Annotated in this window: 24 protein-coding genes and 1 pseudogene; 19 read left to right on the top strand and 6 right to left on the bottom strand. The window is 58.6% G+C overall.

Annotation, left to right across the window (positions count from 1 at the left end; all coding sequences use genetic code 11):
- A pseudogene (locus tag PUT78_RS17115) lies at window positions 1–231 on the top strand (DeoR/GlpR family DNA-binding transcription regulator); the annotation flags it as partial.
- Between the two features lie 47 nt (window positions 232–278).
- On the opposite strand, the gene PUT78_RS17110 reads toward PUT78_RS17115, so the two are convergent.
- Window positions 279–1,355 (bottom strand): ABC transporter ATP-binding protein, encoded by a 1,077-nt coding sequence (locus PUT78_RS17110; protein ID WP_274353494.1) that lies wholly within the window; start codon window positions 1,353–1,355, stop codon window positions 279–281.
- Between the two features lie 64 nt (window positions 1,356–1,419).
- Window positions 1,420–2,934, bottom strand: a complete 1,515-nt coding sequence (locus tag PUT78_RS17105) for a DUF5060 domain-containing protein (RefSeq protein ID WP_274353493.1) — start codon at window positions 2,932–2,934, stop codon at window positions 1,420–1,422.
- Window positions 2,935–3,318: 384 nt separating this feature from the next.
- Between PUT78_RS17105 and PUT78_RS17100 the strand changes: the two genes are divergently transcribed.
- The 4 genes from PUT78_RS17100 (at window position 3,319) to PUT78_RS17085 (ending at window position 7,841) form a co-directional block, all read left to right on the top strand.
- Window positions 3,319–4,611: an ABC transporter substrate-binding protein gene (locus PUT78_RS17100; RefSeq protein WP_274353492.1), complete on the top strand. Its 1,293-nt coding sequence runs from the start codon at window positions 3,319–3,321 to the stop codon at window positions 4,609–4,611.
- Between the two features lie 85 nt (window positions 4,612–4,696).
- Entirely contained in the window at window positions 4,697–5,662 is a 966-nt protein-coding gene (locus tag PUT78_RS17095; protein WP_274353491.1) for a carbohydrate ABC transporter permease, read from the top strand.
- 11 nt (window positions 5,663–5,673) lie between these two features.
- Complete coding sequence (locus PUT78_RS17090) at window positions 5,674–6,498, top strand: carbohydrate ABC transporter permease (protein WP_274353490.1); 825 nt, start codon at window positions 5,674–5,676, stop codon at window positions 6,496–6,498.
- Between the two features lie 458 nt (window positions 6,499–6,956).
- Entirely contained in the window at window positions 6,957–7,841 is an 885-nt protein-coding gene (locus PUT78_RS17085; RefSeq protein ID WP_274353489.1) for a dihydrodipicolinate synthase family protein, read from the top strand.
- Window positions 7,842–7,969: 128 nt separating this feature from the next.
- Here PUT78_RS17085 and PUT78_RS17080 read toward each other — a convergent pair whose 3' ends face one another.
- Window positions 7,970–8,371, bottom strand: a complete 402-nt coding sequence (locus PUT78_RS17080) for an acyl-CoA thioesterase (RefSeq protein WP_274353488.1) — start codon at window positions 8,369–8,371, stop codon at window positions 7,970–7,972.
- 94 nt (window positions 8,372–8,465) lie between these two features.
- Entirely contained in the window at window positions 8,466–8,939 is a 474-nt protein-coding gene (hisI, locus tag PUT78_RS17075; RefSeq protein WP_274353487.1) for a phosphoribosyl-AMP cyclohydrolase, read from the bottom strand.
- Here hisI and PUT78_RS17070 point away from each other — a divergent pair.
- The 10 genes from PUT78_RS17070 to PUT78_RS17025 all read left to right on the top strand — a co-directional run bounded on the left by PUT78_RS17070 (window position 8,938) and on the right by PUT78_RS17025 (window position 20,369).
- Complete coding sequence (locus tag PUT78_RS17070; RefSeq protein WP_274353486.1) at window positions 8,938–9,213, top strand: hypothetical protein; 276 nt, start codon at window positions 8,938–8,940, stop codon at window positions 9,211–9,213. The genes hisI and PUT78_RS17070 overlap by 2 nt on opposite strands.
- Before the next feature lie 39 nt (window positions 9,214–9,252).
- Window positions 9,253–10,008 carry a DeoR/GlpR family DNA-binding transcription regulator gene (locus PUT78_RS17065; protein WP_274353485.1) on the top strand — a complete coding sequence of 252 codons (756 nt, stop codon included), beginning with the start codon at window positions 9,253–9,255 and terminating at the stop codon, window positions 10,006–10,008.
- Window positions 10,009–10,133: 125 nt separating this feature from the next.
- Complete coding sequence (locus PUT78_RS17060; protein ID WP_274353484.1) at window positions 10,134–11,177, top strand: autoinducer 2 ABC transporter substrate-binding protein; 1,044 nt, start codon at window positions 10,134–10,136, stop codon at window positions 11,175–11,177.
- A 56-nt stretch (window positions 11,178–11,233) separates the two neighbouring features.
- A complete protein-coding gene (locus tag PUT78_RS17055) occupies window positions 11,234–12,751 on the top strand; it encodes a sugar ABC transporter ATP-binding protein (RefSeq protein ID WP_274353483.1) in 1,518 nt (505 codons plus the stop codon).
- Window positions 12,748–13,725, top strand: coding sequence for an ABC transporter permease (locus tag PUT78_RS17050; RefSeq protein WP_274353482.1), 978 nt, complete (start codon window positions 12,748–12,750; stop codon window positions 13,723–13,725). The genes PUT78_RS17055 and PUT78_RS17050 overlap by 4 nt, the downstream gene beginning before the upstream one ends.
- A 12-nt stretch (window positions 13,726–13,737) precedes the next feature.
- Window positions 13,738–14,760, top strand: a complete 1,023-nt coding sequence (locus tag PUT78_RS17045) for an ABC transporter permease (protein WP_274353481.1) — start codon at window positions 13,738–13,740, stop codon at window positions 14,758–14,760.
- A 2-nt stretch (window positions 14,761–14,762) separates the two neighbouring features.
- A complete protein-coding gene (locus tag PUT78_RS17040; RefSeq protein ID WP_274353480.1) occupies window positions 14,763–15,869 on the top strand; it encodes a DUF4432 family protein in 1,107 nt (368 codons plus the stop codon).
- Complete coding sequence (gene rbsK, locus PUT78_RS17035; RefSeq protein ID WP_274353479.1) at window positions 15,862–16,794, top strand: ribokinase; 933 nt, start codon at window positions 15,862–15,864, stop codon at window positions 16,792–16,794. The genes PUT78_RS17040 and rbsK overlap by 8 nt, the downstream gene beginning before the upstream one ends.
- Before the next feature lie 301 nt (window positions 16,795–17,095).
- Window positions 17,096–18,007: a deoxyribose-phosphate aldolase gene (gene deoC / locus PUT78_RS17030; RefSeq protein WP_274353496.1), complete on the top strand. Its 912-nt coding sequence runs from the start codon at window positions 17,096–17,098 to the stop codon at window positions 18,005–18,007.
- 10 nt (window positions 18,008–18,017) lie between these two features.
- Window positions 18,018–20,369 (top strand): aldehyde dehydrogenase family protein, encoded by a 2,352-nt coding sequence (locus tag PUT78_RS17025; protein WP_274353478.1) that lies wholly within the window; start codon window positions 18,018–18,020, stop codon window positions 20,367–20,369.
- A 172-nt stretch (window positions 20,370–20,541) separates the two neighbouring features.
- On the opposite strand, the gene PUT78_RS17020 is transcribed toward PUT78_RS17025, so the two are convergent.
- Window positions 20,542–21,207, bottom strand: a complete 666-nt coding sequence (locus PUT78_RS17020; protein ID WP_274353477.1) for a GntR family transcriptional regulator — start codon at window positions 21,205–21,207, stop codon at window positions 20,542–20,544.
- 52 nt (window positions 21,208–21,259) lie between these two features.
- Entirely contained in the window at window positions 21,260–21,943 is a 684-nt protein-coding gene (locus PUT78_RS17015; protein WP_274353476.1) for a GntR family transcriptional regulator, read from the bottom strand.
- A gap of 159 nt (window positions 21,944–22,102) precedes the next feature.
- Here PUT78_RS17015 and PUT78_RS17010 point away from each other — a divergent pair, with 159 nt between their 5' ends.
- The 4 genes from PUT78_RS17010 to araD all read left to right on the top strand — a co-directional run bounded on the left by PUT78_RS17010 (window position 22,103) and on the right by araD (window position 26,928).
- Window positions 22,103–23,068 carry a tripartite tricarboxylate transporter substrate binding protein gene (locus PUT78_RS17010; protein WP_274353475.1) on the top strand — a complete coding sequence of 322 codons (966 nt, stop codon included), beginning with the start codon at window positions 22,103–22,105 and terminating at the stop codon, window positions 23,066–23,068.
- An 89-nt stretch (window positions 23,069–23,157) separates the two neighbouring features.
- On the top strand, window positions 23,158–23,637 hold the full coding sequence (locus tag PUT78_RS17005; RefSeq protein ID WP_274353474.1) for a tripartite tricarboxylate transporter TctB family protein: 480 nt from the start codon (window positions 23,158–23,160) through the stop codon (window positions 23,635–23,637).
- 12 nt (window positions 23,638–23,649) lie between these two features.
- A complete protein-coding gene (locus PUT78_RS17000; protein ID WP_274353473.1) occupies window positions 23,650–25,170 on the top strand; it encodes a tripartite tricarboxylate transporter permease in 1,521 nt (506 codons plus the stop codon).
- A 24-nt stretch (window positions 25,171–25,194) separates the two neighbouring features.
- Window positions 25,195–26,928 (top strand): L-arabinonate dehydratase, encoded by a 1,734-nt coding sequence (gene araD / locus PUT78_RS16995; RefSeq protein ID WP_274353472.1) that lies wholly within the window; start codon window positions 25,195–25,197, stop codon window positions 26,926–26,928.
- Window positions 26,929–26,932 lie beyond the last annotated feature (4 nt).

The raw sequence follows: 26,932 nt of genomic DNA, 5'->3' as shown, positions 1-26,932 counted from the left end.
GACAGCGGCCTGACATACCCGGCCCTGGGCGATATCTATGTCAAAAACGCCATGATCAAGGCCGCAAGCGAAGTCGTCCTGCTCGCCGATTCCAGCAAAATAGGACGCGTCTCCTTCTCCTCTCTCGGCGGACTAGACCGCGTCAATCTCCTCATCACAGACAACGATATCACACAACAACACCTCACCCAATTCCAACACTGCGGACTCAAAGTCTTGCGCGCTAAATAAGGGGGAATGGCAAAGAATCCCCCAGCGGTCACAAGTAGAATGCCACATCACGCCCGATCAAGCCGCTTGCCCGTCTCCTCGTCAAAAAAATGCACGCAAGGGCCCGAAAGATCCAGATCAACCGGATCCCCCATCGCGATGCTGCGCCGCTCCGACAACAGGCAGACCATGCGCGCGCCGCCAACATTGACAACCAGCTGCGTCGCAGAGCCAGTCGGCTCCACAACCTCGACAACGCCCTGTACCCCCCGCCCATCAGGGACTATCCCGATATGCTCCGGGCGCACGCCATAGACAACCCGGCGCCCAAGGGCGGCGGCAGGGGGTGTCGCAAGCGGGATGCGCAGGTTATCGTCGACAACGAGTTCCGGAACCGGGCCGTCCGCGATTATGCCATGCAGAAAATTCATTGATGGCGACCCCAGGAACCCTGCGACAAACATATTGTCGGGATTGTCGTATAATTCCAGCGGCGCTCCGATCTGTTCAATATGACCACCCTGCATGACCACGATCCTGTCGGCCATTGTCATCGCCTCGACCTGATCATGGGTCACGTAAATGATTGTTGATCCCAGGCGGTGGTGCAGTGCCTTGATTTCGGCCCGCATGGCGACTCGCAGCTTGGCGTCAAGATTTGACAAAGGTTCATCAAACAGGAACACTTTTGGATCACGCACCATGGCGCGGCCCATCGCAACCCGCTGACGCTGCCCACCTGAAAGCTGACCGGGCTTGCGATCCAGAAGCGGCTTCAGATCGAGGATTTCCGCCGCCTGTGCGATCTTGGCGCTGATCTGCGCCTTGGGCAGGCCCTTCAGTTTCAGGCCGAAACCCATGTTTTTTTCGACTGTCATCTGTGGATACAGCGCGTAGTTCTGGAAAACCATGGCGATATCGCGGTCCTTTGGCGCGACATTGTTGATGACGCGGTCATCAATCAGGATCTTCCCGTCCGATATTGATTCAAGCCCCGCGATCATCCGTAGCAATGTTGATTTCCCGCAGCCTGACGGACCGACAAGAATGACGAACTCGCCGTGCTCTATGTCGAAAGAGACACCGTGAATTACCTCTAATGCGCCGTAATCCTTGTAAAGTTCCAGAATTTTTACAGATGACATATTTGACTACCCAGACAGGGGGCCGCAGCACGGAATGACACGGCCGGATTGCAACATAAGATAATCAGGATGCGGGCCGGACCCGTATCGCCAGATAGGGCTGGCTGGGCAGTTCGACCGCGAAGGCCGCATCAGCCGTCCCGCCCCGGATGATGTCGCCATGCCGTACAGGGTGCAAAACCGGTGCATCGACAATCGTGGCGGGCGTGACAGTCATGTTCCAGGTGTCGATCACATCAACCTGGTAATTCCGTGAATCCAGCGGCAGGCCAGTGGACCAGATTGCGGGCTGATGTTCACCCAGATAGATATAGGTTACATCATCATCCTGCGCGGCAGATACGCGCGACCATGGCCATGATCCCGGTGTGCCGAGCGGTTCCAGCCCGTGTTTTGTGTCTTCTTCCAGAAGGTCGCGCAGGAACCCGATGCGTTTCCATGCTTCGCCGCGCAGCACACCGCCCTTGGCCCACCATAATATATCGTCCGGGTGGGTGTAGGTTTCGCCATGCCCGGCATATCCGCCCCGCATCAGGGTAATCCAGTACCGGTGCACCAGTTCCTGCGCGGTAATGTTTCCCCATGCCTGCAGGATGTTGCCCTCATATTCAGGTTCGTCATTTACCACTGGCTTTCCATATTCCTGGCGCCATTCGCTGGTGCGCTTCACGTCCCAGTTCTGGATGCAGGTATGGGTCACCCAGGGCTTGCGGTGATCATAATTCGCGTTCACGTCGCCATTGTGGATTGATGCAAGGTGGCGGTAGGGGTCGTTTTCTTCGATGATCTGAAAGTAGCGGTCCCATTGGGCCATCGGCTTGCTGTCAATCATGAAATCATATTCATTGGCCAGCGACCACCAGACATTGCGATACGCCGCGATCCGGGCCGTCAGATAGGCCACATAGCGGTAGTCCTGCTCAGCCGGCATATTGGCATGATCCCAGCGATCATAGGGATGGAAAATAATGACATCCGCCTCGATGCCCAGTCTGGCCAGCGCGGCGATCTGGGTTTCGAAATGCCGGAAGGCTTCGAAATTGGGCTTGTCGAAATCCCATTTTCCTGAATCGTCGGGCAGGAAAACATCATGCAAGGGCTTGTTGGTATTGTAGGGGTAATCCTTGGGGAACACGCCCATGCGGATCTTGTTGAACCGGGTTTGTGACAGGGTCTTCAGCGTTTGTTCCTGCAAGTTCAGTGGCTGATGCGTCCAGGCATAGCAGGTGGTGCCGAAAGATAGGAAAGGCGTGCCATCAGCATAGGCAAAATGGAATTTGTTGCGAACCCGGACCGGACCATGATTGCCCTTGCCTGCGGCTGTGACAGTGAATGTTCCTGACTTTCCGTCCAGCGCAGATACCGGCGATGCGGTTTCATAACTCCATGTCCCCTCGGTGTCGGGCATGAAGCGTATCTTGTATGTGCCGTTGCCGTCATAAAACCCCGGAACGCGCACGATACGTTCCTTGAAACTGAACTGCGCCTCCAACTCCACGTCCAGATAGGGGTTTCCGTCGGATGGGCCTGAAAGCGCTACTTCATAGACGCCCCATTTTTCGATTCCCGTGTCAGACATTGCGGTTCCTCCGGTCCCATTCATTCACATATGCCGCGCAAACGACAGGCGGATGGATGGCATGATAACGGTCATTTGGCAACCATTTGTTATCGTTCTATTGCGTTTTATCGCATTTATCTTGTAATTTCACAGGAGTTTCAAAGTTTCTGATTTGTACATAAATTACGGTAAATAATTGTTTTAAATTATATTTATGGGCATTATCTTTAATTCGTGGTCGCCAACATGGTGCCTGCCCTCCTTCACCGAGGCTTTTCGAATACAACGACTCTCTTGACAGAATGACGCAGCAATGTGAACTTATCGAAAGTGAACGGCATAACTATGGCGCTGCCACAGCAGCCTGACACATCTGATCTTGCCTGGGAGGAGCACAAGATAATGACTTATGGAAAATCAATTCGCACCATCGGCGTGCTGAGTGCGGCCCTTGCCGCAGTCGCTGTGCCGATGTCGGCTGCGGCCGAACTGGACACATCGCAGCCCGTGACACTGACCATTACCAGCACGTCGGGTGGTCTGCCCGCCTTGTTTAACTGGGCCGCAGAGAGCTTTCAGGAAACCTATCCGAACGTCACGGTCGAGGTAATCGATTATGCTGACGACTGGTATAACCAGAACGCCGTGCGCCTGTTCAATTCCAGCGACAGGCCGGATCTGGCATTCTTCTGGCTGACCGGCTTCTATCATACATTGGTGGATGCCGGTGTGCTGGAACCGCTTGATGATTTCTACGTGGAATCCGGCTTGCTGGATGTTCTGCCATCAAGTTCGGTAGAGGTGGCGACCGCCGCCGACGGGTCGAAATATGGCGTCTCCATGAGTTCGATCATGTCGCCCCTGCTGATGTACAACAAAACCGCCCTGGCCGAGGCCGGGTTCGAAGGCGAGCCGCAGACCATGGAAGAATTTATCGCCATGGGCCCGGCCCTGCGCGAGGCGGGCTACATACCGTGGACATCCGGTCTGGCCAATGCCAGCCAGGCAACGCAATTGTTTGACATCAATATCCGCCGCCATACCGATGACGAAACCTATGGCAAACTGATCTCGAAAGAGATCATGGACTATACCAGCCCCGACATTATCGAGGCGTTCAGCACCATGCAGCGGATGGCGCAGGAACTTATGGCGCCGGGTGCCGCCGGTGTCGAAAATCTTGAAGCCCGCGGTCTGTTCGCACAGGGGCGTGCCGCCTTCTACAGCGACGGGTCATGGAACCTTGGCATGACGAACCTGCATGGCGAACTGCCCGACGGGTTTGACCTTGGCATCATGCCCTACCCGCCGGTTTCCGAAGGGTCCAACTATACGACTGGCCTGTATGACGCGAATGGGCTGGTTATCCCGCGTGGCGCACAGAATGCCGACTGGGCCAAGGAATTCATCGCCCATATCCTGAGCTATGACGTACAGCGCGGCATGGGCGTGGTTAATGCGCAGACCCCGATCCGTGTTGATATCACAGCGGATGATCTTGAATCCTATCACCCGGATATCGCGATGATCTATCAGCGCGGCATTGCCAATGGCACCCACCGGCTGTTCAACACGATCATGCCGGGGGCCTATCGTCCGGCGGCCACACAGCTGATTCAGGGTCTTGTCGGCGGGCAGCTTACCCCCGAAGAATTTGCCGCGGAATTCACGGCAATGGTGGCTTCGGTTCACTGATATAACGCTGACCGGCCGAAGGGGGTGGCCGTCACTGGCCATTCCCTTCGCGTTCCGGACCCAAACGACCCGTGGGAGACTGCACATGACCGATTCAACCGCCGGAACGGAAGCGCGCCAGACGCCGGTTCACCGTCCCGCCCGCAGGCGTTCGGCCCCGCCCGTGCGCAGTCTTTGGTCGCGCATCACCGAATATCGCGCGGCTTATGTCTTTATCCTGCCCTCCATAATCCTGCTGGCGCTGTTTATGGTGGTACCGCTGGTGCATTCCATCGTCATGAGCTTTCATAACTGGAACGGCATTACCGCGCCCGAATATATCGGCATGGCCAATTACGAACGGCTGTTCAGTGAACGCAGATTCGGGCAGGCGATCCAGAACAACCTTATTTTTCTGGTCCTGTTTACCAGTTGCACGCTTGTCCTTGGTTTCCTGTCGGCAGTAGCGATTTCGCGGCGCATGCGGTTCTGGCGTTTCTACCGCTTTGCCTTCTTCGTTCCCTATGTCCTTGTCACGGCTGTAATCGCCGTTCTTTGGGGCCAGATTTATGAACCGTCCCACGGTATTCTGAACACTGCGCTGCGGGCCGTCGGGTTGGACAGCCTGACGCAGCTTTGGCTTGGGAACCACCGGATTACCATGTATTCGATTGTCGCCATCGCCATCTGGCAGATCAGCGGTTTTACCATGCTGCTTTATCTGGCGGCGATGGAAGGCATTGATCAGGAAATCCACGACGCTGCCACAATCGATGGCGTGAATGCCTGGCAGCGCTGCATTTATATCATCGCGCCCATGGTCAAGCAGATCACCTTTGTTCTGATCATGCTTCAGATCATCGCGTCCTTGAAAACCTTTGACCTGATCTGGGTGCTGACCAAGGGCGGGCCATTCTATGCCTCCGAGGTGATGGGCACCTATCTTTATCGTGCCGCGTTCGAGCAGCAGCAATTCGGCTATGCCTCTGCCGTGGCGCTTGTGATGACCGTGATCGTGATGGCCGTTACCATTGTCTATCTTGCCCTCACTAACCTGCCGAACAAGAAATGAGAGCTGCAGTCATGACCCGCGCAATAGGACTTTCATTCGCATATTTCGGCCTTTTCATCTGGTCGGCCATGGTGTTCCTGCCATTGCTGTTCATGTTCGTTTCATCGTTCAAGACACATGGCGAAATCCTGCAATTTCCCATCGGGTTGCCCAGCAGGCTGCATATAGAGAATTATGTGAATGCGATGGTCAACAGCACTATCGGGGTCAGTTTCGTCAACAGCGTGATCGTGACAATCGGGTCGCTGGTCTTTGTTGTCGCATTGTCGCTGATGGGGGGGTACGCACTGTCGCGCTTTCAATTTCCGGGCAACAAGGTGTTGCTGCTTGGGCTTGTCGCGTTGCTTACGCTGCCGGTTCATGCGCTGGTCGTGCCGGTTTACTACTTCATGGATATGTTCAACCTGCGCAATGACAATTTCGGGTTGATCATGCTCTATACCGCGTTTCACCTGCCGGTCAGTATTATCATCATGCGCGCCTATTTCCAAAGCCTGCCAAGGGCTGTTGAAGAAGCCGCGCAACTTGATGGTTGTGGCACTTGGGGTGTGTTCTGGTATGTGGCCATTCCGCTGTCAAAGGCATCGATTGCCACGGTTGCCATCATTAACGTGGTCGGAATCTGGAGTGAGTATCTTTTCGCGTCAGTGCTGATGACCAGCCCAGCCTCGCGTACATTGCCGGTCGCTGTGGCCACGCTTGGCACGGGGGAAGGGGGGACGGATCTTGGCCTGCGCTTCGCCGGGTTGAGTCTTGCGACCATTCCGATACTCATTCTTTATCTGTTCTTTTCCCGTCGGATCATGAAGGGCATCGCGGCGGGGGCGGTCAAATAATATCCGCCCCCTGACGCAGGATGATGTCTGGCGGACTTCCATATCCGGTTGAATATTGGCCAGTAGCAACCGTTGGGCAGTCATGAATCTGCATCAGGGGTGGCCGGGTCCGCTGGGGTAAGCCGGGCCCTGAGGATATCGGGGTTTGCATCCATGGCGCGGATGGGTGTGAAAATTAGTAAAGTAATTAAATCCAGATATGGCATATGACGGCTGTATCCCGGTTCATGCATTAACATATTATTTAAAAACAAAAATTATAAAGTACATGTTTGAAAGTCGGTCTATTTTTATGTGCAATACAGCCCAATTCGCCGGGGCGGCAGAAAATATTGAATGATTTATTGACAAATTTGCAAGCTGGCGGCACATTGAGCGCGCGTGTGGTGCGTGGGCGGCCTGAACTATAGGCAAGGTGCCGGCATTCCCCGAACCCTGACCAGAAACCGGATTGATAGATGAAACGTTCTGCCTATGTCGCGCTTGTCACATGCTTCAATGAAGATGAGACAATCAATTTTGCAGCTACCCGCGCGCAGGTCCGCCGACAGATTGCGGCAGGCAACAACATCATGTGTTGCGGCACGAATGGTGATTTTTCCGCGCTGACCCATGATGAAAAGATCGCCCTGTGCGCTGCCGTGATGGAGGAGGTCGCAGGCCGTGTGAACGTCATCGTCAATGCAGGATGCCCCGGCACCTATGAAACACTGCAACTGGCGCGCGCGGTTGATGCAATGGGCGTCCATGGGATTGCGGTCATTACGCCCTATTTCATTTCCTGCACGCAGGATGGCATGATCCGCCATTTCCGGACTGTTGCCGATGCCGTGACGCGGCCGGTTTACCTGTATGATATTCCCGCGCGCACCCAGAACCATATTGAACCGGCCACCGCGCTTGCACTGGCCAGCCATCCCAATATTCGTGGGATCAAGGATTCCGGCGGCAGTACCGAAACCGTGCTGGAATATCTGGAAGTCGCCCGCCAGGTGCCCGGGTTTGAAGTGTTCTGCGCCCCTGACCATCTGGTGCATTGGGGGCTGCAACAGGGTTGCGCGGGGGTTATTTCGGGACTGGGGAATGTGGCGCCTGATGTGCTGGCGGCAATTCTGTCGGCGTTCAATGCGGGCGATGGTGTGGCCGCAGATGCGGCGCAGGATATTTTCGCAGGGCTGCGCAAGGACCTGTATGCGCTGGGTTTCCCGCCTGCCATGGTCAAGCGCGCGCTGTTTGCCATGGACCCGTCGGTGGGCCTGTCGCGTCAGCCCGCCTTGTTGCCCGATGCGGCACAGGATGCGGCGATCGCCGGTATCCTGCGCAAATATGGATTAACGCAATAACAGTGAATGCGACAATTCCACCGGGTTTTGGCGAATGTGGGCGCGCATCTGGCCGGGTTGCGTAAAATTTTGCTACGTTGCGCAGTCCCGGCGCGGGCGTTTGCCGGGTGGGGCTGTCATCGGAGCCGTCATGCACCACCTTGGTCTGGACGGACCGGAACTGGCCGCCCTTCGGCATTCAGCGCGACAAAGGTGAAATTCGCCTCGGTGACCTTTTCGCTTCGTGTGGTCGCGCGGGGGCGGCGCCATGCATCGACATGGATTGTCATAGAGGTTCGTCCCAGTTTGACCAGATTGGCATATAGCGTGACTTCGTCACCCACCTTGACGGGGCGGTGAAAAATCATCGCATCCACCGCGACTGTAGCGCTGCGCCCGCCCGAGGTCAGTGCCGCGACACTTCCGGCCGCAAGGTCCATCTGACTCATGACCCAGCCACCAAAGATATCGCCTGATGGGTTGGTATCGGCAGGCATGGCAATGGTGCGGATGGTCGGGCTTTCAAGGGGGGGCTGGTCTTCGCGGCTCATGGCTTCTCCTTCGGTCCTTTGCAGGTGCGCAATGCCTTGCGGTCATATTACCCGAAGGGCGGTTGAAATAAACCAGATCATTCGCGGGCAGATGTCAAAGCTGTGTCGGGTTCGGGGCGTCACCATAGGCGGCGACGGGATCGAAGGTGCGTGTGCTTTCCGTGAAGGCAAGCGCGCCGCCCGCCTTTTCGCCTGTCGGAACCGCGCGATAGAAGCAGGACCGGTAGCCGACATGGCAGGACGCGCCTGAACCGGCGACCGCAACCCGTAGCCAGATTGCGTCCTGATCGTCGTCAATCCGCGCCTCCACCACGCGCTGCACCAGTCCTGATGTTGTGCCTTTGTGCCAAAGGTTGCGGCGCGACCGGCTGAAATAATGTGCTTCGCCGGTTTCCAGTGTCAGGCGCAGCGCCTCAGCGTTCATCCAGCCCAGCATCAGCACTTCGCCGCTGTCTGCGTCACTGGTTATGCAGGGTATCAGGCCCGCATCGTCGAACTTCGGCGCCAGCAGGCGGCCTTCCTCAACGTCTTCGACTGTGCGGCGGGGGTGGAATGCAATCCGGTTCATGGTGCGGCTTTCTTCTGTGCAATGTTATAATATTACAATCATATACGCCAACGGCCTGCAAGCCTTGAGTCTCATCCTGCCCGGTCATGTTCCCGTCATGCCGGGCACAACGGTGCTCTGCGGTGTATTGAGTGATCTGCCAATGGCGGATGTTGCAGGCGTATCCGGGTCGTGGCTGGGGCCGGGCAGCGGCGCAAACGCTGCGAAAGTTCAACGAATACGTAATTGCGGCGATGATTTGTTTGCGGATATGTTGACGTCATCTGGCCAGTGACACAAGTTCGTTCATGCATCTTCCTTTCGGAGAATTCCATTGACGCGACCCAGCGGCTTCACCGCCCGGAACGAGCGTATTTCGTTTCTACTGGATGTCACTCCGTCGCTTCGGCTCAGGGATGTCGCGCAGGAGCTTGGAGTGACAGAAATGACCCTGCGCCGCGATGCCGCCATGAAGGAGGCGGCGTTCGCCTGTCAGGGTGGCTATATCGTCCCGCACCGGTTCGTCGGGGATTATGACTTCGACAAGCAGATGCGTCGTGCAATCACGGCCAAGCGGCAGGCGGCGGGGTATGCGGCCGATCTGGTGCCCGCAGATGCCTGCGTGTTCCTTGATACCGGAACGACGCTGCCGCATCTGGCCCGTGCGCTGTCGCGCGTGCAGGTCAGGCGGATTGTGACGCACTGCCTGACGGTCGCAGATCATCTGCATGGACGGACATCGGCGGTCGTGGAATTCATTGGCGGTACGCTGCAGCCGCGCACGCGGTCCTGCCATCCTGCCGACCCGGTTGCGGCACTCTCGGAATTCGATATCGACATGGCTTTTCTGTCGGCAGGGGCCCTTGATGCGCATGGTGTTCTTACCTGTTCGCATGACTATGAGGTGGCGATGAAACGCGCCGCGCTGGCCGCCGCCACTGTGACCTGGTCGGTGATGGATACAAGCAAGATCGGCCAAACGCGTTCCGCGCGTTTTGCGACACTGTCCGAGCTGTCTGGTATTGTGACAGAGCAAGGCGTGCATCCTTCGGGCGAAGGTTTGCCGACTGTGTCGCCAGGGGCTGCTTAAGTTTCAAATCACGATTTTTCTTGACGCAAGGCCTGTGGCTTGCTTTCTATCCGATAGTAATGTTGCGATTCGAACATAACTCGATGCAGCAAAGCTGACAGGATGCCGAACAGGGAGGAGGCAAAATGAGAATTCAGTTCACGTCCATGGCCGTTGCGGCCATTGTTGTCGCGGGTGCGTCCCACGCGCAGAACCAGGTGGTTGATATCAGCGAACTCAACGAGGAATTGATCCAGACCGAACAGTCCTACACCATTGCCACGGTGGTAAAGGTTGATGGCATTGCCTGGTTCGACCGGATGCGCGATGGCATTCAGCAATTTGGCGAGGATACAGGACATGACACCTGGATGGTCGGACCATCCTCGGCGGATGCTGCGGCGCAGGTTCAGCTTGTCGAGAACCTGATTGCACAGGGTGTGGATGCCATTGCCATTGTTCCCTTCTCCGTCGAGGCGGTGGAGCCGGTACTGGCGCGTGCGCGTCAGCGTGGGATTGTCGTGATCAGCCATGAAGCGTCGAACATCCAGAATGTCGATTTTGACATCGAGGCTTTCGACAATCTTGCCTATGGTGCGAAGCTGATGGACGAGCTTGCCGTGCAGATGGGCGAGGAAGGGAAATATGTCACAACTGTTGGCAGCCTGACCTCGAAGTCGCAGAACGAATGGATAGACGGGGCGATTGCGCGCCAGGAGGAAGCCTATCCGAATATGCAGCAGGCGACCGGGCGACTGGAAACCTATGACGACGCCAACACAGACTATACCAAGCTGAAAGAGGCACTGACCGCCCATCCCGATATCACCGGGATCGTCGGGGGGCCGATGCCCACATCGGCAGGTGCAGGGCGCCTGATCGCGGAAAGCGGCCTTCAGGGGCAGCTGCACTTCGCCGGGACGGGCCTTCCGTCGGTTGCGGGTCAATACATCCAGAACGGCGATATCAGCTATATCCAGTTCTGGGATCCCGCCGTTGCGGGGTATGCCATGAACATGCTGGCCGTTGCGGTACTGGAAGGCCGTAGCGATCAGATCGGCGCCGGGACCGATCTGGGGCTTGATGGCTACCGCGATCTTGCCACCGCAGGCGAGGATAGCCAGAACGTGCTTTATGGTGCGGGCTGGGTCGGGGTGACATCCGAAAACATGGATCAGTACGACTTCTGATCGTTCAGGACGCGGTGCGGCCAGGTGTGCCGCGTCCATATTTCCGGAGGTCTTCCATGGCGTTCCCCCCCCTGATAGAGCTTCGGGGCATTTCGAAGCGTTTCGGTGGCGTTCGCGCGCTTGACAATGTGTCGATGACAATCGATCGCGCGCAGATCCGCTGCCTCGCCGGAGAGAACGGCTCTGGCAAATCCACGCTTATCAAGATTATGTCGGGCGTCTACCAGCCCGATGCGGGCGAGATTCTGATCGATGGAAAAGCCATGGATCAGCTTGATCCCGCGATATCTATCGGGCAGGGGGTGCAGGTCATATATCAGGATCTGTCACTTTTCCCGACGCTGAAAGTTGTCGAAAACCTGTTCCTGAACACATTTCTGCGCGAGAGACAGAAAATTGTGAACTGGCGGCGCGGGCGCGAAATGGCGCGCGAGGTGCTGGACCGGCTGGATGTGGACCTTGATCTTGATGCGACTGTGGAAACGCTGCCCGCCGCCGGGCGCCAGATTGTGGCCATTGCCCGCGCCGTTCTGGCAGAGGCGCGACTTATCATCATGGACGAACCGACAACCGCACTTACAGGCCGCGAGGTGGCGCGGTTGTTCCGCATTGTCCGTGACCTGCAGCAGCAGGGAATCGCGATATTGTTCGTCAGCCACAAAATGCGCGAGATGCTTGAAATCAGCGAAGCCCTGACCGTATTCCGTAACGGCAGAAAGGTGGCTGAAGGGCCTATCGGCGAATTCGATGAACGCGCGATTACCCGCGCCATGACCGGGCGCGACCTGAATACCGGCCATTTCACTGCGCCCGCATTTGATCCGCAGGCGACACCGCGACTGTTGCTTGAGGGCGTAAGCGTCGGCGACAGCGTGCATGATGTGTCGCTGCGGCTTATGCCCGGTGAGGTGGTGGGGCTGTCGGGCCTGATCGGGGCCGGGCGCACGCGACTGGCCAAGGCAATCTTTGGTCTGCGTCAGGACGTGACCGGCAGGATGGAGGTGGATGGCCGCCCCCTTGCCCCGGCTTCGGTTTCCGATGCGATCAGGGCAGGCGTGGCCTATGTGCCCGAAGATCGCCTGTCTGAAGGGTTGTTTCTGAACCGGTCTATCCGCGACAATGCCATTTCCGCAGCAATGGACCGCTATGCACCACGGCTTTGGCTGAACCATATGCGCGCACGGTCAGAGACCGGGAAAATGTTCAGGGACATGCAAATTGCCGCGCCGGGGACCGAGGTGCCGGTTTCAACACTGTCAGGCGGCAATCAGCAGCGCGTGGTGATCGGACGCTGGCTGATGACTGATGCGCGCCTGCTTATCCTGAACGGGCCAACTGTCGGTGTCGACGTCGGGTCTAAGGAGCAGATTCACAGCATTATACACGGGCTTGCCCACGACAAAGGGTTGGCGGTTCTTATGATTTCGGATGATCTTCCTGAACTGGCGGCCAATTGCAACCGCGTGTTTACCATGGAAGATGGTCGTCTGACCGGCGAATTCTCCGGTGATGCACTGACCGAAGAAGCGCTGGAAACCGCACTGGCCAGCGTGACCCGGAAGGAAACGGCATGAAACTGTTCAGCAATACCGATGTGGTGATCGCGCTGATACTGGTGGCCGCGATGGTGTTTATCGGACTCATCAATCCCGCCTTCTGGCAACTCCCGAACATCTTCAGCCTGCTGAAGTCAAACGTGGTCATCGGCCTGATGGCTTTGGGGGTGTTGCTGATCATGATTTCCGGCGGGATAGATGTTTCGTTTACTGCGTTCGCCGTGGCGGCCATGTATCTGGTCGTGCGGACAATGGTGGCGCTGGATTTTGACGGGGTGATCATTCCCTTCCTGTGCGCGACCGCTATCGGGGCGCTGCTGGGGCTGATGAATGCGGGCATCATCCACAAGTTTCACATGATCCCGCTGATTGTTACGCTTGGCACGGCATCGGTGGTCCGTGGCCTTGTTCTGGGGCTGGTCGGCACCTCGAATGTCAACATCAACCAGATGCCCGAAGCCCTGATCGAGGTTGGTCGCGCGAATATTGTGACGTTGGAACGCGCCAACGGCACGACATTCGGGTTGTCCGCGATGATTGTGGTCTACATCGTCATTGCCATCAGCATTCATCTGATACTGACGCGGACCATGATCGGGCGGTCGGTATATGCCTATGGCGCCGACCCCGAGGCCGCGAAGCGCGTGGGGTTCAAGACTGGGCGTACAATGATATTCGTTTATTGCACTGCGGGGGCGCTGGCCGGTTTTGCGGGGCTTCTGCATTCGTCGATGATCTGGCTTGCCAACCCGCGCGATTTCGTGGGGCTGGAACTTGATGTGATTGCGGCTGTGGTGCTTGGCGGGGCGTCTATCTTCGGGGGGCGTGGCACGGTTATGGGCACGGTGCTGGGGGTGTTCATCCTTGTGATGATCCAGAACTCGTTGATCCTGATGGGGATAGACACGACATGGCAGCGGGTCGTCGTTGGCGGCATGCTGATCTGCGCGGTGGCGGTGACGGCGTTGCGCGACCGCCGCGCGCTTGTCTGAGGGGGACAGGATATGAGCCAGACCAATGCTACAGGCACGACGGAGGAATCGTTTGGCCAGCGCCTTATCAGGGCCAGTTCCCATACAAACATCCAGCTTGGCGTGATCTGCCTGCTGATCCTTGCGACGATGACCGCGCTTCGCCCGCAGATGTTCATGTCTTCCTATAATTTCGAGTCGATGGCCTTTTTCATGCCGGAGCTTGGCATTCTGGCCATTGCGATGATGATCGCAATGCTGACCGGCGGGATTGACCTGTCGATTGTGGGGGTTGCGAACCTTGCCGGGATAACGGCGGGCACCGTGTTCGGCTACCTCGCGGGTGAGGCGGGCGTCGGGGCGCTTGGTTCCGGCGCGGTGATCTTTGGTGTGGGGGTGGGGCTGCTTGTTGGTGTGCTTGCGGGGCTTGTGAACGGGCTTTTGATTTCAGGGCTGAAGATAACGCCCATTCTGGCGACGCTTGGCACCGGGCAGGTGTTCATCGGCCTGTGTCTGGTGTTAACCGGCGGCCCGGCTATCGTGGGTTTCCCCCCGGCATGGACCTGGCTTGGCAACGGCAAAATCGCGGCGATTCCGGTGCCGTTCGTCCTGTTCGTGGTGTTATGCGTCGGGCTGTCGCTTCTGCTGTCGCGTACATCATTCGGGTTGCGGCTGAAACTTATCGGCACGAACCCGAAGGCCGCGATCTATACCGGGATAGAGAAGGGGCGCATGATCGTTTTTTCCTATATGCTGACAGGCGGCCTTGCCGCGATGGCGGGGATTTTGCTGTCGGCACGAACGAACGCAGCCAAATCGGACTATGGATCGTCCTATCTGTTGCAGGCTGTGCTGATCGCGGTGCTGGGCGGCACCAACCCCGCAGGCGGCAAGGGCAATGTTCTGGGGGTGGCGCTGGCTGTGATTTCCCTGACATTGCTGGCATCCGGGTTGCAGATGATGCGCGTGTCAAACCATTTGATCAACTTCGTCTGGGGCGCATTCCTGATTGTGGTGATCGCGCTTAATGCATTGCGCAGCCGGAAGGGGCGTTGAACATGACAATTTCTATCCCCCTTACACCCGCGATGTTCAACCACGCTGAGAATGTAGTTGCGCGCAGTCCGGCATTTACCGTGACCGCCTGGCGCACCCGGCTTGACATCGAGATGCTGCGCATAGCAACCGCGCGCGGCCATGTTGATGTCCTGCCGTTCATGGGCCAGATGATCTGGGATGCGGTGTTTGATGGTGTGCGTCTGACTATGGACAGCGCCTTTCCTGCGCCGCGCCCTGCGCATTCAATCGTGGAAACATATGGCTGCCTTGCTTATCACAGCGGGATTTTGACAAATGGCTGTCCCGGCCCCGAAGATGACCACCCCCTGCATGGCGAAATGCCATGCAAACGGATGGACGCAGCACATCTGGAATTTTGCCAGGAGGATGGTGCGCCCGTTATCCGCGTCGGTGGTCACGTTGATCATGTGCTGGGTTTCGGTCCGAACTACCGCGCCCGGCCGTCAGTCACGCTGGGGGAGGGGACAGTCATCGGCATGGGGATGGTTGTCGAGAACCGCTCCGCGCTGCCGATGGACCTGATGTATATGGCGCATGTAAATTTCGCATTCGTTCCGAATGGGATCATCCACCAGCCTGCGCCCTTCTCAACCGGCCGGACCCGTGTCCGTACTGACGTGCCGGCCCATGTCACCCCAAATGATGACTACCGCGCTTTCCTGTCTGAACTTTCCGGGATGCCGGAGGCGGGCCGCGTGCTTGACCAGCCGGAACGCTGGAACCCGGAGCAGGTCATCTATGTTGATGCGCCGGGCACTGACGCGGCGGGCATGACCCATGCAATGCTGGAACGGCCCCAGGGCGACGGGTTCGCCATGTCCTATGCCACGGCGGAATTCGGGCATATGGTGCGCTGGATATTGCACGGCGCAGATGCAAAGGTAGCGGCATTCGCCCTGCCGTCCACCTGCGAACCAGAGGGCTATCTGGCCGAGAGGACAAAGGGGAATGTCGGAGTGCTGCACCCCGGCGAGACCCGCAGTTTCATGGCGCGGTTCGGTTACGTCACCCGTGACGAGGCCGCCGCGCTTGCCCGCACCATTGCCGCTATCGGCGGCACCGAGAAGGATTTGCGCAATGGCTGACCGCATTGCTGTCGTTGGATCGAACATGGTCGATCTTGTTACCTATGTGAACCGGATGCCCGATCGCGGCGAAACGCTGGAGGCACCCGATTTTGTGCTTGGCTTCGGCGGGAAGGGAGCCAATCAGGCCGTGGCCGCCGCGCGACTGGGCGCGCAGGTGTCGATGGTAACCTGCGTCGGCGATGATATCTTCGGCCCCCGGACGCGGCAGAATTTGTCGGATCACGGCATAGATGTTTCCCATCTCCGCTGTGTCGAGGGTACGCCATCCGGCGTTGCGCCGATCTTCGTTGCGCCGGATGGTGAAAATGCCATCCTGATTGTGAAGGGCGCAAATGCCCATCTTTCACCAGCTGACATCGACGCCGCCGCCGCGACGCTGAAGGGGTGCGACGCCATCCTTCTGCAACTGGAGGTGCCGCTTGACACCGTTTATCATGCCGTCGCATTCGGGGCGCGGCATGGGGTGCAGACTATTCTGAACCCGGCCCCCGCCGACCCGGAACTTGACCTGTCGCGGCTTGACGGGCTGGACTGGTTCTGCCCGAATGAAAGCGAACTCGCGCTGCTGTCGGGCATGCCCACTGACACCGACGCGGCGGTGCTTGCCGCAGCGCGGTCACTTATCAAGCGCGGCATACGCAATGTGATCGTGACGTTGGGTGCGCGTGGTGCGCGGCTTGTCACTGCAGAAGACGCTGTGCAGATTGCGCCAGTCCGGGTCGAAGCCGTGGACACAACCGGCGCGGGCGATGCGTTCATCGGAAGCTTTGCGCGTTTCCTGTCGGGTGGCGCCACACCGCAGCAGGCGCTGGAACGTGCTGCGCGCTATGCCGCGCATTCAATCACCGGGCGCGGCACCCAGTCGAGCTATGCCGACACCGAAACATTCGGGGTGTTTTGCCGCGCGCTTGGGGAAAACTGAACGTGCCCGGATATCATTTCGCTTGCGCTGATCCGGGCCGTTTTCGCCATCCGCAAGGCCTGCGTCCCGAAATACGCGGAATTTGCGGCGATAGGGACAGATTCCGACAGCGGCGCGCACCTGACAGCGGCGGAGTGGCGATGATGCCATCCACCACGGCAAAGAGATGACCATGATTGTGAATGACGATACACGCAACCATACCTGCCCGGCAGATGATCCGGTTGCCACCGATCCGCGTCCTGCGCCTGTGAGGCAGGTAAAAAAGGGGCGCAACCCCGGCCTTCCGCTGGATGTCGCGATGTTCGAGGGGCACGCGGTCAACCGGTCTGCTGCGGAACGCAGGGTCGCGACACTTGCGGGGCGACGAACCGCAAAGAAGCTGCATCAGGCGGCGTGGTTGGTGAACGCAATCCGCCTGGTCGATCTGACGACACTTGCAGGCGATGATACCGCTGAAAGAGTGCGGCGCTTATGTGCCAAGGCACGGCGCCCGCTGGCCGACCGGATTGTGACCGGACTGGGGATCGAAGGGATGGGACTGACGGTTGGCGCGGTCTGCGTCTATCCCACGATGGTCCCCCACGCGGTTGAGGCGCTGGAAGGTTCCGGTATTCCGGTGGCGAGTGTGGCGACGGGTTTCCCGGCCGGGTTGACGCCGCTTGACCTGCGCCTGGCCGAAATCAGATGGGCCGTATCGCAGGGCGCACAGGAAATTGACATTGTTATCACCCGTGAACATGTGTTCAGGCAAGACTGGCAGGCGCTTCATGATGAAATCCGCGCCATGCGCGAAGCCTGCGGCGCGGCGCATATGAAGGCAATTCTGGCCACCGGCGATCTGCGCACGCTGGAAAACGTCTATGCCGCATCAATGGTGGCGATGCAGGCAGGGGCGGATTTCATCAAGACGTCCACCGGGAAGGAAGACGTGAATGCCACGCTGCCTGTCAGTCTGGTAATGGTTCGCGCACTTCGGGACTATGGTGCCGCCACCGGCTACCGGATCGGTTTCAAGCCCGCAGGCGGCATGAAGCAGGCGAAGGAAGCGCTGAGTTGGCAGATCCTGATGAAAGAAGAACTGGGCAGACCATGGCTTGAACCGGATCTGTTTCGCTTCGGGGCGTCATCCATGCTGGGCGATATCGAACGCCAGTTAGAACACCATATTACGGGGCGCTATGCTGCCTCGCACCGCCACGCTGCGTCGTAAAGGGACACTGATGAGCATCAAGGAGATACTTAAGAGCATGGAATATGGCCCCGCGCCCGAGGATTCTTCTGTCGTGCAGGGCTGGCTCGACGCGCATGCGGATGGCTTCGGTCATTTCATTAATGGTGTTTTCACCGCGCCCGGACCTGGCTTTGAGGTGCATAACCCGGCAACGGGCGGTGTTATCGCGTGTGTTACGCAAGGGACGACAGCAGATGTGGATGCGGCGGTGCATGCCGCGCGGAAGGCGCAAGCAAACTGGGCGAAGCTTTCGGGTCACGCGCGCGCGCGCCACCTTTATGCCATTGCGCGCCATGTCCAGCAGCATGCCCGTTTCCTTGCCGTGCTGGAATCCATCGATAACGGCAAACCGATCCGCGAGACGCGCGATATCGACGTGCCACTGGTCGCGCGCCATTTCTACCACCATGCCGGCTGGGCAGAGATTGCCGCCGACGAACTGCCGGGATATGCGGCCCATGGTGTCTGCGGGCAGGTAATCCCATGGAATTTCCCGTTACTGATGCTGGCCTGGAAGATCGCGCCCGCGCTTGCGGCCGGAAATACGGTGGTGCTGAAGCCTGCGGAATATACCCCGCTGACGGCATTGGCCTTTGCCCAGGTCTGCGCCGAGGCAGGACTGCCCGCAGGCGTTATCAACATTGTCACAGGCGATGGTGCGACAGGTGCGGCCATCACCGGCCACAAGGGGGTGGACAAGGTTGCCTTCACCGGCTCGACAGAGGTGGGCAAGACTATCCGGCGTCAGATCGCGGGGTCGGGCAAGGCGCTGACGCTGGAATTGGGGGGCAAGTCACCTTTCGTGGTTTTTGCCGATGCGGATCTGGATGCAGCGGTAGAAGGCGTGGTCGATGCGATCTGGTTCAATCAAGGGCAGGTTTGCTGCGCTGGCGCGCGCATTCTGGTGGCCGAGGCGGTTGCCGCGCGCTTTGAATCATTGCTGAAGGCGCGGATGGCGGTGCTGCGGGTGGGTGATCCACTTGATAAATGCACTGACATGGGCGCAATCGTGCATCCCGTGCAACTGGACCGGATCCGGGCGCTGGTGGCGCAAGGCGTGGCGCAGGGTGCGGTGCTGCATCAGGGGGATGCGCCCGAAGGCTGTTTTTATCCGCCGACGATTGTGACGAATGTGCAGCCCGCAAATGTGCTGTCAACCGAAGAGATATTTGGCCCGGTCGTGACGATGACCACCTTCCGCAGCCCCACAGACGCAGTGGAGCTTGCCAATAACACGCGCTATGGGCTGGCGGCCTCGATCTGGTCGGAGAATGTGAACCTGTGCCTTGATATTGCTGCGCAGGTGAAGGCGGGGGTGGTATGGATCAATTGCACCAATGTGTTCGACGCGGGCGCGGGTTTTGGCGGCTACCGAGAGTCGGGTTTCGGGCGTGAAGGGGGCCGCGAGGGCATGATGGCCTATCTGCGCCGCCCCGCCCCGACGGGCACGCCCGCCGAATTGCCCGAACTGCAGGCCACGCCCCACGGGGGCGGTGCGGATGCGGCGATTGACCGGACCGCGAAACTTTTCGTGGGTGGCAAACAGGCGCGGCCTGACTCCGGCTATGCCTATGCAGTAGCAGGAAGGAAGGGTGCTGCCGGGCTTGCGGGTCTGGGCAATCGCAAGGATATCCGCAACGCTGTGGAGGCGGCGGGCAAAGTCAGTGGCTGGGCCAGTGCGACGGGCCACAACCGGGCGCAGGTGCTTTATTATCTGGCAGAAAACCTTTCGGCGCGCGCAAATGAATTTGCGGCACGTCTGGAAAGCTTCGGCACAAAAGGCGCCACCGCGCGGGCCGAGGTGGAAACCGCAATCCGGCGCTGCTTCTGGTATGCCGCGCAAGCGGACAAGTTCGATGGTGCCGTTCATCATACGAAATCAGCGCATGTAACGCTGGCGATGCCCGAACCGCTTGGTGTGATGGGCGTGGTCTGTCCGACTGGGGTGCCGCTGCTGGGTTTCATAAGCCTTGTGCTGCCCGCCATCGCCATGGGCAATACTGTGGTCGCGGTGCCGTCGCAGGTGCACCCACTGGCGGCGACTGACCTGTATCAGGTTCTTGAAACGTCGGATATTCCTGCCGGTGTCGTCAATATCATCACCGGCCCGCGCGACATACTGGCGAAGACACTGGCGGAACATGATGGTGTCGCGGGAATGTGGTATGTGGGCGGGCGCGACGGTGGCGCGATGGTAGAGGTCGAAAGCGCGGGCAACCTGAAGCAAACATGGACGGAATTCGACGGTGCCCGCGACTGGTCCGGCGCTGACGGGCAGGGCCGCGCCTTCCTGCACCGCGCAACACAGATCAAGAATATCTGGGTGCCTTACGGGGCCTGATCCGCGCATCCGGTCGATGCCGGGTTTTGCGTAACTGGCATCTTCCGGGGCGCAGACCAGAACCCGCAGGGGGCGGGCCATATAGTGTAAATGCCCGGACATTCGCGACATGCCGGGAAAATCACGACTATGAAATGGCCTGCGCGACCCAGGCTACAGCACGGCCCTGCATTCAGACGAAGTATGCAGGGAATTCCTGTTTCAACGCGGGACCAAGCGCGATGGTATGCGAAAGATGAAGGCGCATCCGTTCCTTTGCAAGCTGCGGGTCGCCAAGGCGTAAAGCCGTAACAATTCGGTCATGGTCAGTAAGAATTTGCGCGGTTTTATCCGCACGCGGCAGATGCAGCGCACGGATGCGGTCGATATGCCCGCTTTCCCGTCGGATCAGTTTATAAAGGGCAAGCCGGTCCGTTGCGCGAAACAGCGTCTGGTGGAATGCAAGGTCAAGCTGACGGAACCCGGCCAGGTCGTTTGCGGCCACACAGTCGCGTTGCAACTCGACGATACTGGACAGTTCCGCATGAACGCCAGATGCCCCGGTTTCCGCGATCTGGGCAACGATGGCTTGTTCCAGCGTGCTTCGCAGGAAATGGGTCTGGGTGGCCTGCGACAGGTCAATCCGGCTGACGCGGGTGCTGGCCTGTGGGTGGATTTCGACCAGCCCTTCGTCACGCAAGGCACGCAATGCTTCGCGGATGGGGGTGGCGCTGGTGTCAAACTGCTGCATGATCCCGGCACGGCTAAGCAGCGCACCGGGCGCGATATCAAGCGTAATGATCCTGTCACGCAACGCGTCGTAAATTGACATTGTGGCAGGGGTAATACGACCGTCCACTGATGCGCTCCACTAAGGTTCTAATATATTAGAAGCGCTCCTGCCGTCGGTGTCAAGGCTCTGCGGTCTGCTCGAACAACTCGGGATTGCTGTGTAACAGGGATTGCATGAAGGCCAGAGAGCCGGAAACATGCGCGCGGATAAGTTCCTGCGCGCCCAATCGCGAACGATTTGCAATCCCGTCAAGGATCGCTTCATGCTGGCGTGTCAACGTATCCAGTTCGCTACGCTCGGCGGCTTTCAGAAAGCGGATGCGATCCAGATGCGCCTTGCGGGCATGAATCACCTGCCAGATGCCGCCCATACCCGCGATTTCAAACAGGGACTGGTGAAAGCGATCATCAAGCGGCATGTATTCGGCATATGAATTGTGCCGCGCGACCAGTTTCTGTTCCAGTATCACGGCGCGCGGTACTGACAGGTCAAGTTCGCCAGCCTGACACAGCATATCCACGACAGGCGTTTCCAGATTGACGCGCAGGAAATGCGCCTGCCGCACGGAATCGGGACTGATGGCGGCCACGAATGTGCCGTGCTGGGGTGCTATGACGACAAGTTCCTGTTCGGCAAGGCGCAGGATTGCTTCACGCACCGGTGTGCGACTCACGGCAAATTTCTCGGCCAGTTCGCGTTCCTGCAGGACGTGCTTGGGGGGTAATTCCAGTGTCACAATCATGCGCCGCAGCGATTCGTATATTACATCTGCTCGGGATTGCTTGCGCTTGGGCGTTGTCATGACGTGGTTCAGTGCCTTATTTTTTCACGATCTTATGCCAGCAGACGCGCGCTTTCAAAGGCGAATTGCCTTATCGTAGCAGAAGCTTGCCTTCTGATCATTAATATATTAATACTTCAGAACGGTTCAACTGACCAATATGCTAGTGGAGGAGCACCCATGACTTTCCGTTTCACCGTTCTGACAACGGCCAGCGCCCTTGCCTTGTCCGTATCGGCCGCGCAGGCTGAAACCGACTGGCCGACCCGCACCATCAATGTGATCATCGGCGCGGGCCCCGGTGGCGATACCGATTTCAACACCCGCACGATGGCGCGCTATTTCGAACAGATCACCGGTGGGTCCATGGTTGTGACCAATATGCCCGGCGGCGGCGCAACCATTGCAACCTCGGCGGTCAAGGATGCTGATCCTGATGGCTACACCATGCTGTTCGGTCATACTGGCCATCTGATCGTCACCGAAGTGTCGGGGCTTGCAGATTACGGCATTGATGATTTCGAAATCTGTTGCATCCCGGGGATTGATCAGGGCGCGGTTTTCGTGGCCAGCGCGCAATCGGGCATTACCAGCATTGACGAACTGGTCGCACGCACTGACGCAGAACCGCAAAGCGTGGTTTTCGGGACCGAGTTCGGCGGCTATTCGCATCTGCAGGGCACGATTTTCCAGCAGGAAACCGGCGCTGACATGCGTGTGGTTGATACGGGTTCCGCCTCGGACAAGATCGCGGCGCTTCTGGGTGGCCGGATTGACGTGGGCGGCATCGCCTATGGTGCGATTCAGGATTATCACACCGCAGGCCAGATGGTCGTTCTGGGACAGCCCAATGAAACCCGCAACGAACTGCTGGGTGATATTCCGACCTTCGCGGAACAGGGCGTCGATTTCGTGATGAACAACCCCTATATCATCGCCTTCCCCAAGGGTACGGATCCGGAAATTGTGGCCAAGATGGAAGACATCATGCGCCAGATTACCGAAATCCCGGAATATGCTGCGGATCTGGAGCAGGGCTTCAAACAGCCCGTGTCCTTCCTTGCGCATGATGCCGCAATGGAGCGGCTGAATGCCATTCGCGACACATACATGCCCTTCCGCGAAGTGCTTCAGTCCGCGCGTTAAACCCGGACTGACCGACGACAGGCCGACAGGCAGGCCCGGCAAGACGGGCTGCCTGTCGGTCAATACACATATGTTTCGGGGGAGTCGAAATGTCGCGCAATTCTGAACTCATCATCGGGCTGGCAATGCTCGGTGCAGGGATCGGTTACCTGTTCATGACCATGCAGTTGCCGCGCCGGGGCGCTGTGGATGCGACGTTTTTCCCCTATGCGCTGGGGACGGCGATGGTTGGGCTTGGCCTGCTACAGGTGATTGTGACACTGCGCCGGACCGGCTTTCTGCCATCCACTGCGTCTGAGCGGTTGCAACCCCGCCAGATCCTGACCGTGATGGCCACCCTCGGGCTGGTTGCGTGTTTTATTGCGGCGCTGCGGCCGCTTGGTTTTCCGGTTGCCGCCGCCTTGTTTCTTTTCGCGCAGTTCTGCCTTCTTGCGCCTGCGACACAAAAGCCGCGTCTGTTTCTTTATGTGGTGCTGGCGGTGGTCGCTGCGGTGCTGATCTTCGTGACGTTTCGGTATGGGTTCCGGCTGATGCTGCCGGGCGGCCCGCTGACCCCCTATCTGCCATAAGGAGCCCGGCTGATGCTTGATCTTCTGCTCGCGGGGTTCGGCAATGTCCTGTCCCCGCAGATTTTTGTCCTGATCACGCTGGGTGTGGCCGTGGGCATCGTGTTTGGCGCGGTGCCCGGGCTGACCGCCGTCATGGCCATCGCGCTGTGTCTGCCAATGACCTATACATTGGGGCCGGCAGCCGGCATTTCGCTTCTGATAGCACTTTTCGTGGGGGCCACGTCAGGCGGGCTGATTTCTGCCATCCTGCTGAAAATACCCGGCACGCCGTCTTCCATCGCCACCACCTTTGACGGTGCGCCGATGATGGAAAAGGGTGAAGGCGCCAAGGCGCTTGGCGTGGGTATCGTGTTTTCCTTTATCGGCACGATCCTGTCCATCGGCGCGCTGATGTTCATCGCGCCCTCACTGGCGCGTGTCGCACTGTCCTTTGGCCCGCATGAATATTTCGCCATCGCCGTTTTTTCGTTGACGCTAATTGCCACATTGTCCTCCGGGTCGATGATCAAGGGCATATTCGCAGGCGTTGCGGGCTTCGCGATTTCGACCGTCGGTATTGCGCCCGTCGATGCGATTACGCGCTTCACCTTTGGCAGGGTGGAAATCAATGCGGGCTTTTCCATCCTGACCGTGCTGGTCGGCATGTTCGCTGTGGCAGAGGTGATCCGTGTCGCCGAAAATGCCCACCGCAAAGGCGCCGCGCCGCCCGCCCCGCCACTGCTGGTCAAGATCAAGGGTTTTGGTTTTTCCATGGCAGAATTTCTGGGCCAGATTCCGAACGCCATCCGCTCTGCCGTGATTGGCATTTCAATCGGTATTCTGCCGGGGATCGGCGCAGGCACGTCGAATATCATCAGCTATATTGTCTCGAAGAAGCGCTCAAAAACGCCAGAGAAATTCGGCAAAGGCACGATTGAAGGCGTCGTTGCCAGCGAAACCGCCAATAATGCCGGTATCGGCGGTGCGATGATCCCACTTCTGACACTGGGTATTCCCGGCGATGCGGTGACGGCAATCCTGCTGGGCGGGCTGATGATCCATGGCATTCAGCCGGGGCCGATGCTGTTTATCACGCAAGGGCCGCTGGTCTATACCATCTTTGCTGCGCTTGTCGTCGCTGCGGTGATGATGCTGATCCTTGAATTCGTCGGCTTGCGTATCTTCATCAGGCTTCTGGCCATCCCCAAGCATATTCTGCTGCCGATCATTCTGGTGCTGTGTGCTGTTGGGGCTTTTGGTCTGGGCAGTCGTATTTTCGATGTCTGGACGATCCTTGCCTTCGGCATTCTGGGCTACGCCTTTGCCAAGGCGGGCATGCCCACCGCCCCGTTCATCATAGGGTTCATTCTTGGTCCCATGGCCGAGACAAATTTCCGCCGGGGCCTGCAACTGTCGGCGGGTGATTTCACTGGTTTCCTGACCAATCCCATCTCGGGCACCTTCCTGGCCCTTGCCGCGCTGTCGATCCTTTGGCAGGTCTATGGCGCGCTGCGTCCTCATAAAATCGCGACCCTGCCCAATGTGCAGGACTGACCACCCAGACCGGAGCAAAAATACATGACCCGCAAAACCCCTTCTGACCTTCGCTCTGCGCGGTGGTTTGGCCCTGATGATCTGCGCAGCTTTGGCCACCGGTCGCGGTTGATGCAACTGGGCTATTCCGAGGCCGATTTCATGGGCAAGCCCGTGATCGGCATTCTGAACACCTGGTCCGAGTTGAACAGCTGTCATTCGCATTTCCGCGAACGTGCCAAGGACGTGAAACGGGGCGTGTTGCAGGCGGGTGGTTTTCCTGTCGAATTGCCGTCGCTTTCGGTGGATGAAAGCTTCACCAAACCCACCTCGATGCTTTATCGCAACATGCTGGCCATGGAAACGGAAGAGATGATCCGTTCACACCCGCTGGATGGGGTGGTTCTGATGGGCGGCTGTGACAAGACCACGCCCGGGCTGGTGATGGGCGCGCTGACAGCGGGTGTGCCGATGATCTATCTGCCTGCCGGGCCAATGCTGCGCGGCAATTATGCGGGCCGCGCGCTGGGGTCGGGGTCGGATGCCTGGAAATACTGGGACGAACGGCGCGCAGGTAATATTTCTGATGACGAATGGCAGGGGGTGCAGGGTGGTATCGCACGTTCCGCCGGGGTGTGCATGACCATGGGCACGGCCAGCACCATGACCGCGATCACCGATGCGATGGGGCTGACCCTGCCCGGCGCATCGTCGGTTCCGGCGGTTGACAGCGGCCATCAGCGCATGGCGGCTGATTGCGGCCGACGCATTGTCGACATGGTGTGGGAAGACCTGACCCCCGACCAGATTGTCACCGAAGCGGCAGTCAAGAATGCCGCCATCGTGGCTATGGCGACAGGCTGTTCCACCAATGCTGTTGTTCACCTGATTGCCATGGCGCGCCGCGCGGGTGTGAACCTGACGCTGGATGATCTGGATGCGCTGGGGCGCACCACGCCGCTGATCGCCAATGTCCGCCCTGCGGGCAAGGATTACCTGATGGAGGATTTCTTCTATGCAGGCGGGCTTCGCGCCCTGATGAAGCAGATCGAGGAACGCCTTGACACAAGCTGCATGACCGTCACCGGCAAAAGTATGGGCGAGAATCTGGAAGGTGCGCAGGTCTTCAACGATGATGTCATTCGCCCGCTGTCGAATCCGGTCTATCACGAAGGATCACTGGCCGTGCTGCGCGGCAATCTATGTCCCGACGGGGCGGTGATCAAGCCCGCCGCCTGCGATCCGAAATACCATGTCCACGAGGGGCCTGCGCTGGTCTTTGACAGCTACCCCGACATGAAGGCCGCGGTGGATGATGAAAATCTGGATGTCACGCCAGATCATGTGCTGGTCCTGCGCAACGCCGGGCCGCTGGGCGGGCCGGGCTTCCCCGAATGGGGGATGCTGCCCATTCCCAAGGCGCTGATCAAGCAAGGCCACCGCGATATGCTGCGCATTTCCGATGCGCGCATGTCGGGCACATCCTATGGGGCGTGTGTGCTTCATGTGGCCCCCGAAAGCTATGTCGGCGGGCCGCTGGCATTGCTGAAAACCGGCGATATCGTGCGGCTGGACCTGCCCGCGCGCAGGCTGGACATGCTGGTGGAGGAGGACGAACTGGCCGCGCGCCGCGCCGCCCTGCCTGTGCCTGAACCAAAATTCGGGCGCGGCTGGGGATGGATGTTCTCAAAACATGTCACCCAGGCCGATACAGGCTGCGATTTCGACTTTCTGGAACGCGATTTCGGCCGCGCCGCAGGCGAGCCGGACATTTACTGATGGA

The sequence above is a fragment of the Roseinatronobacter alkalisoli genome (assembly GCF_028745735.1).
In the GTDB taxonomy this organism is placed as follows: domain Bacteria; phylum Pseudomonadota; class Alphaproteobacteria; order Rhodobacterales; family Rhodobacteraceae; genus Roseinatronobacter; species Roseinatronobacter alkalisoli.
Note: the sequence above shows the minus strand (reverse complement) of the source record. Positions and strands in the feature narration are given on the sequence as shown.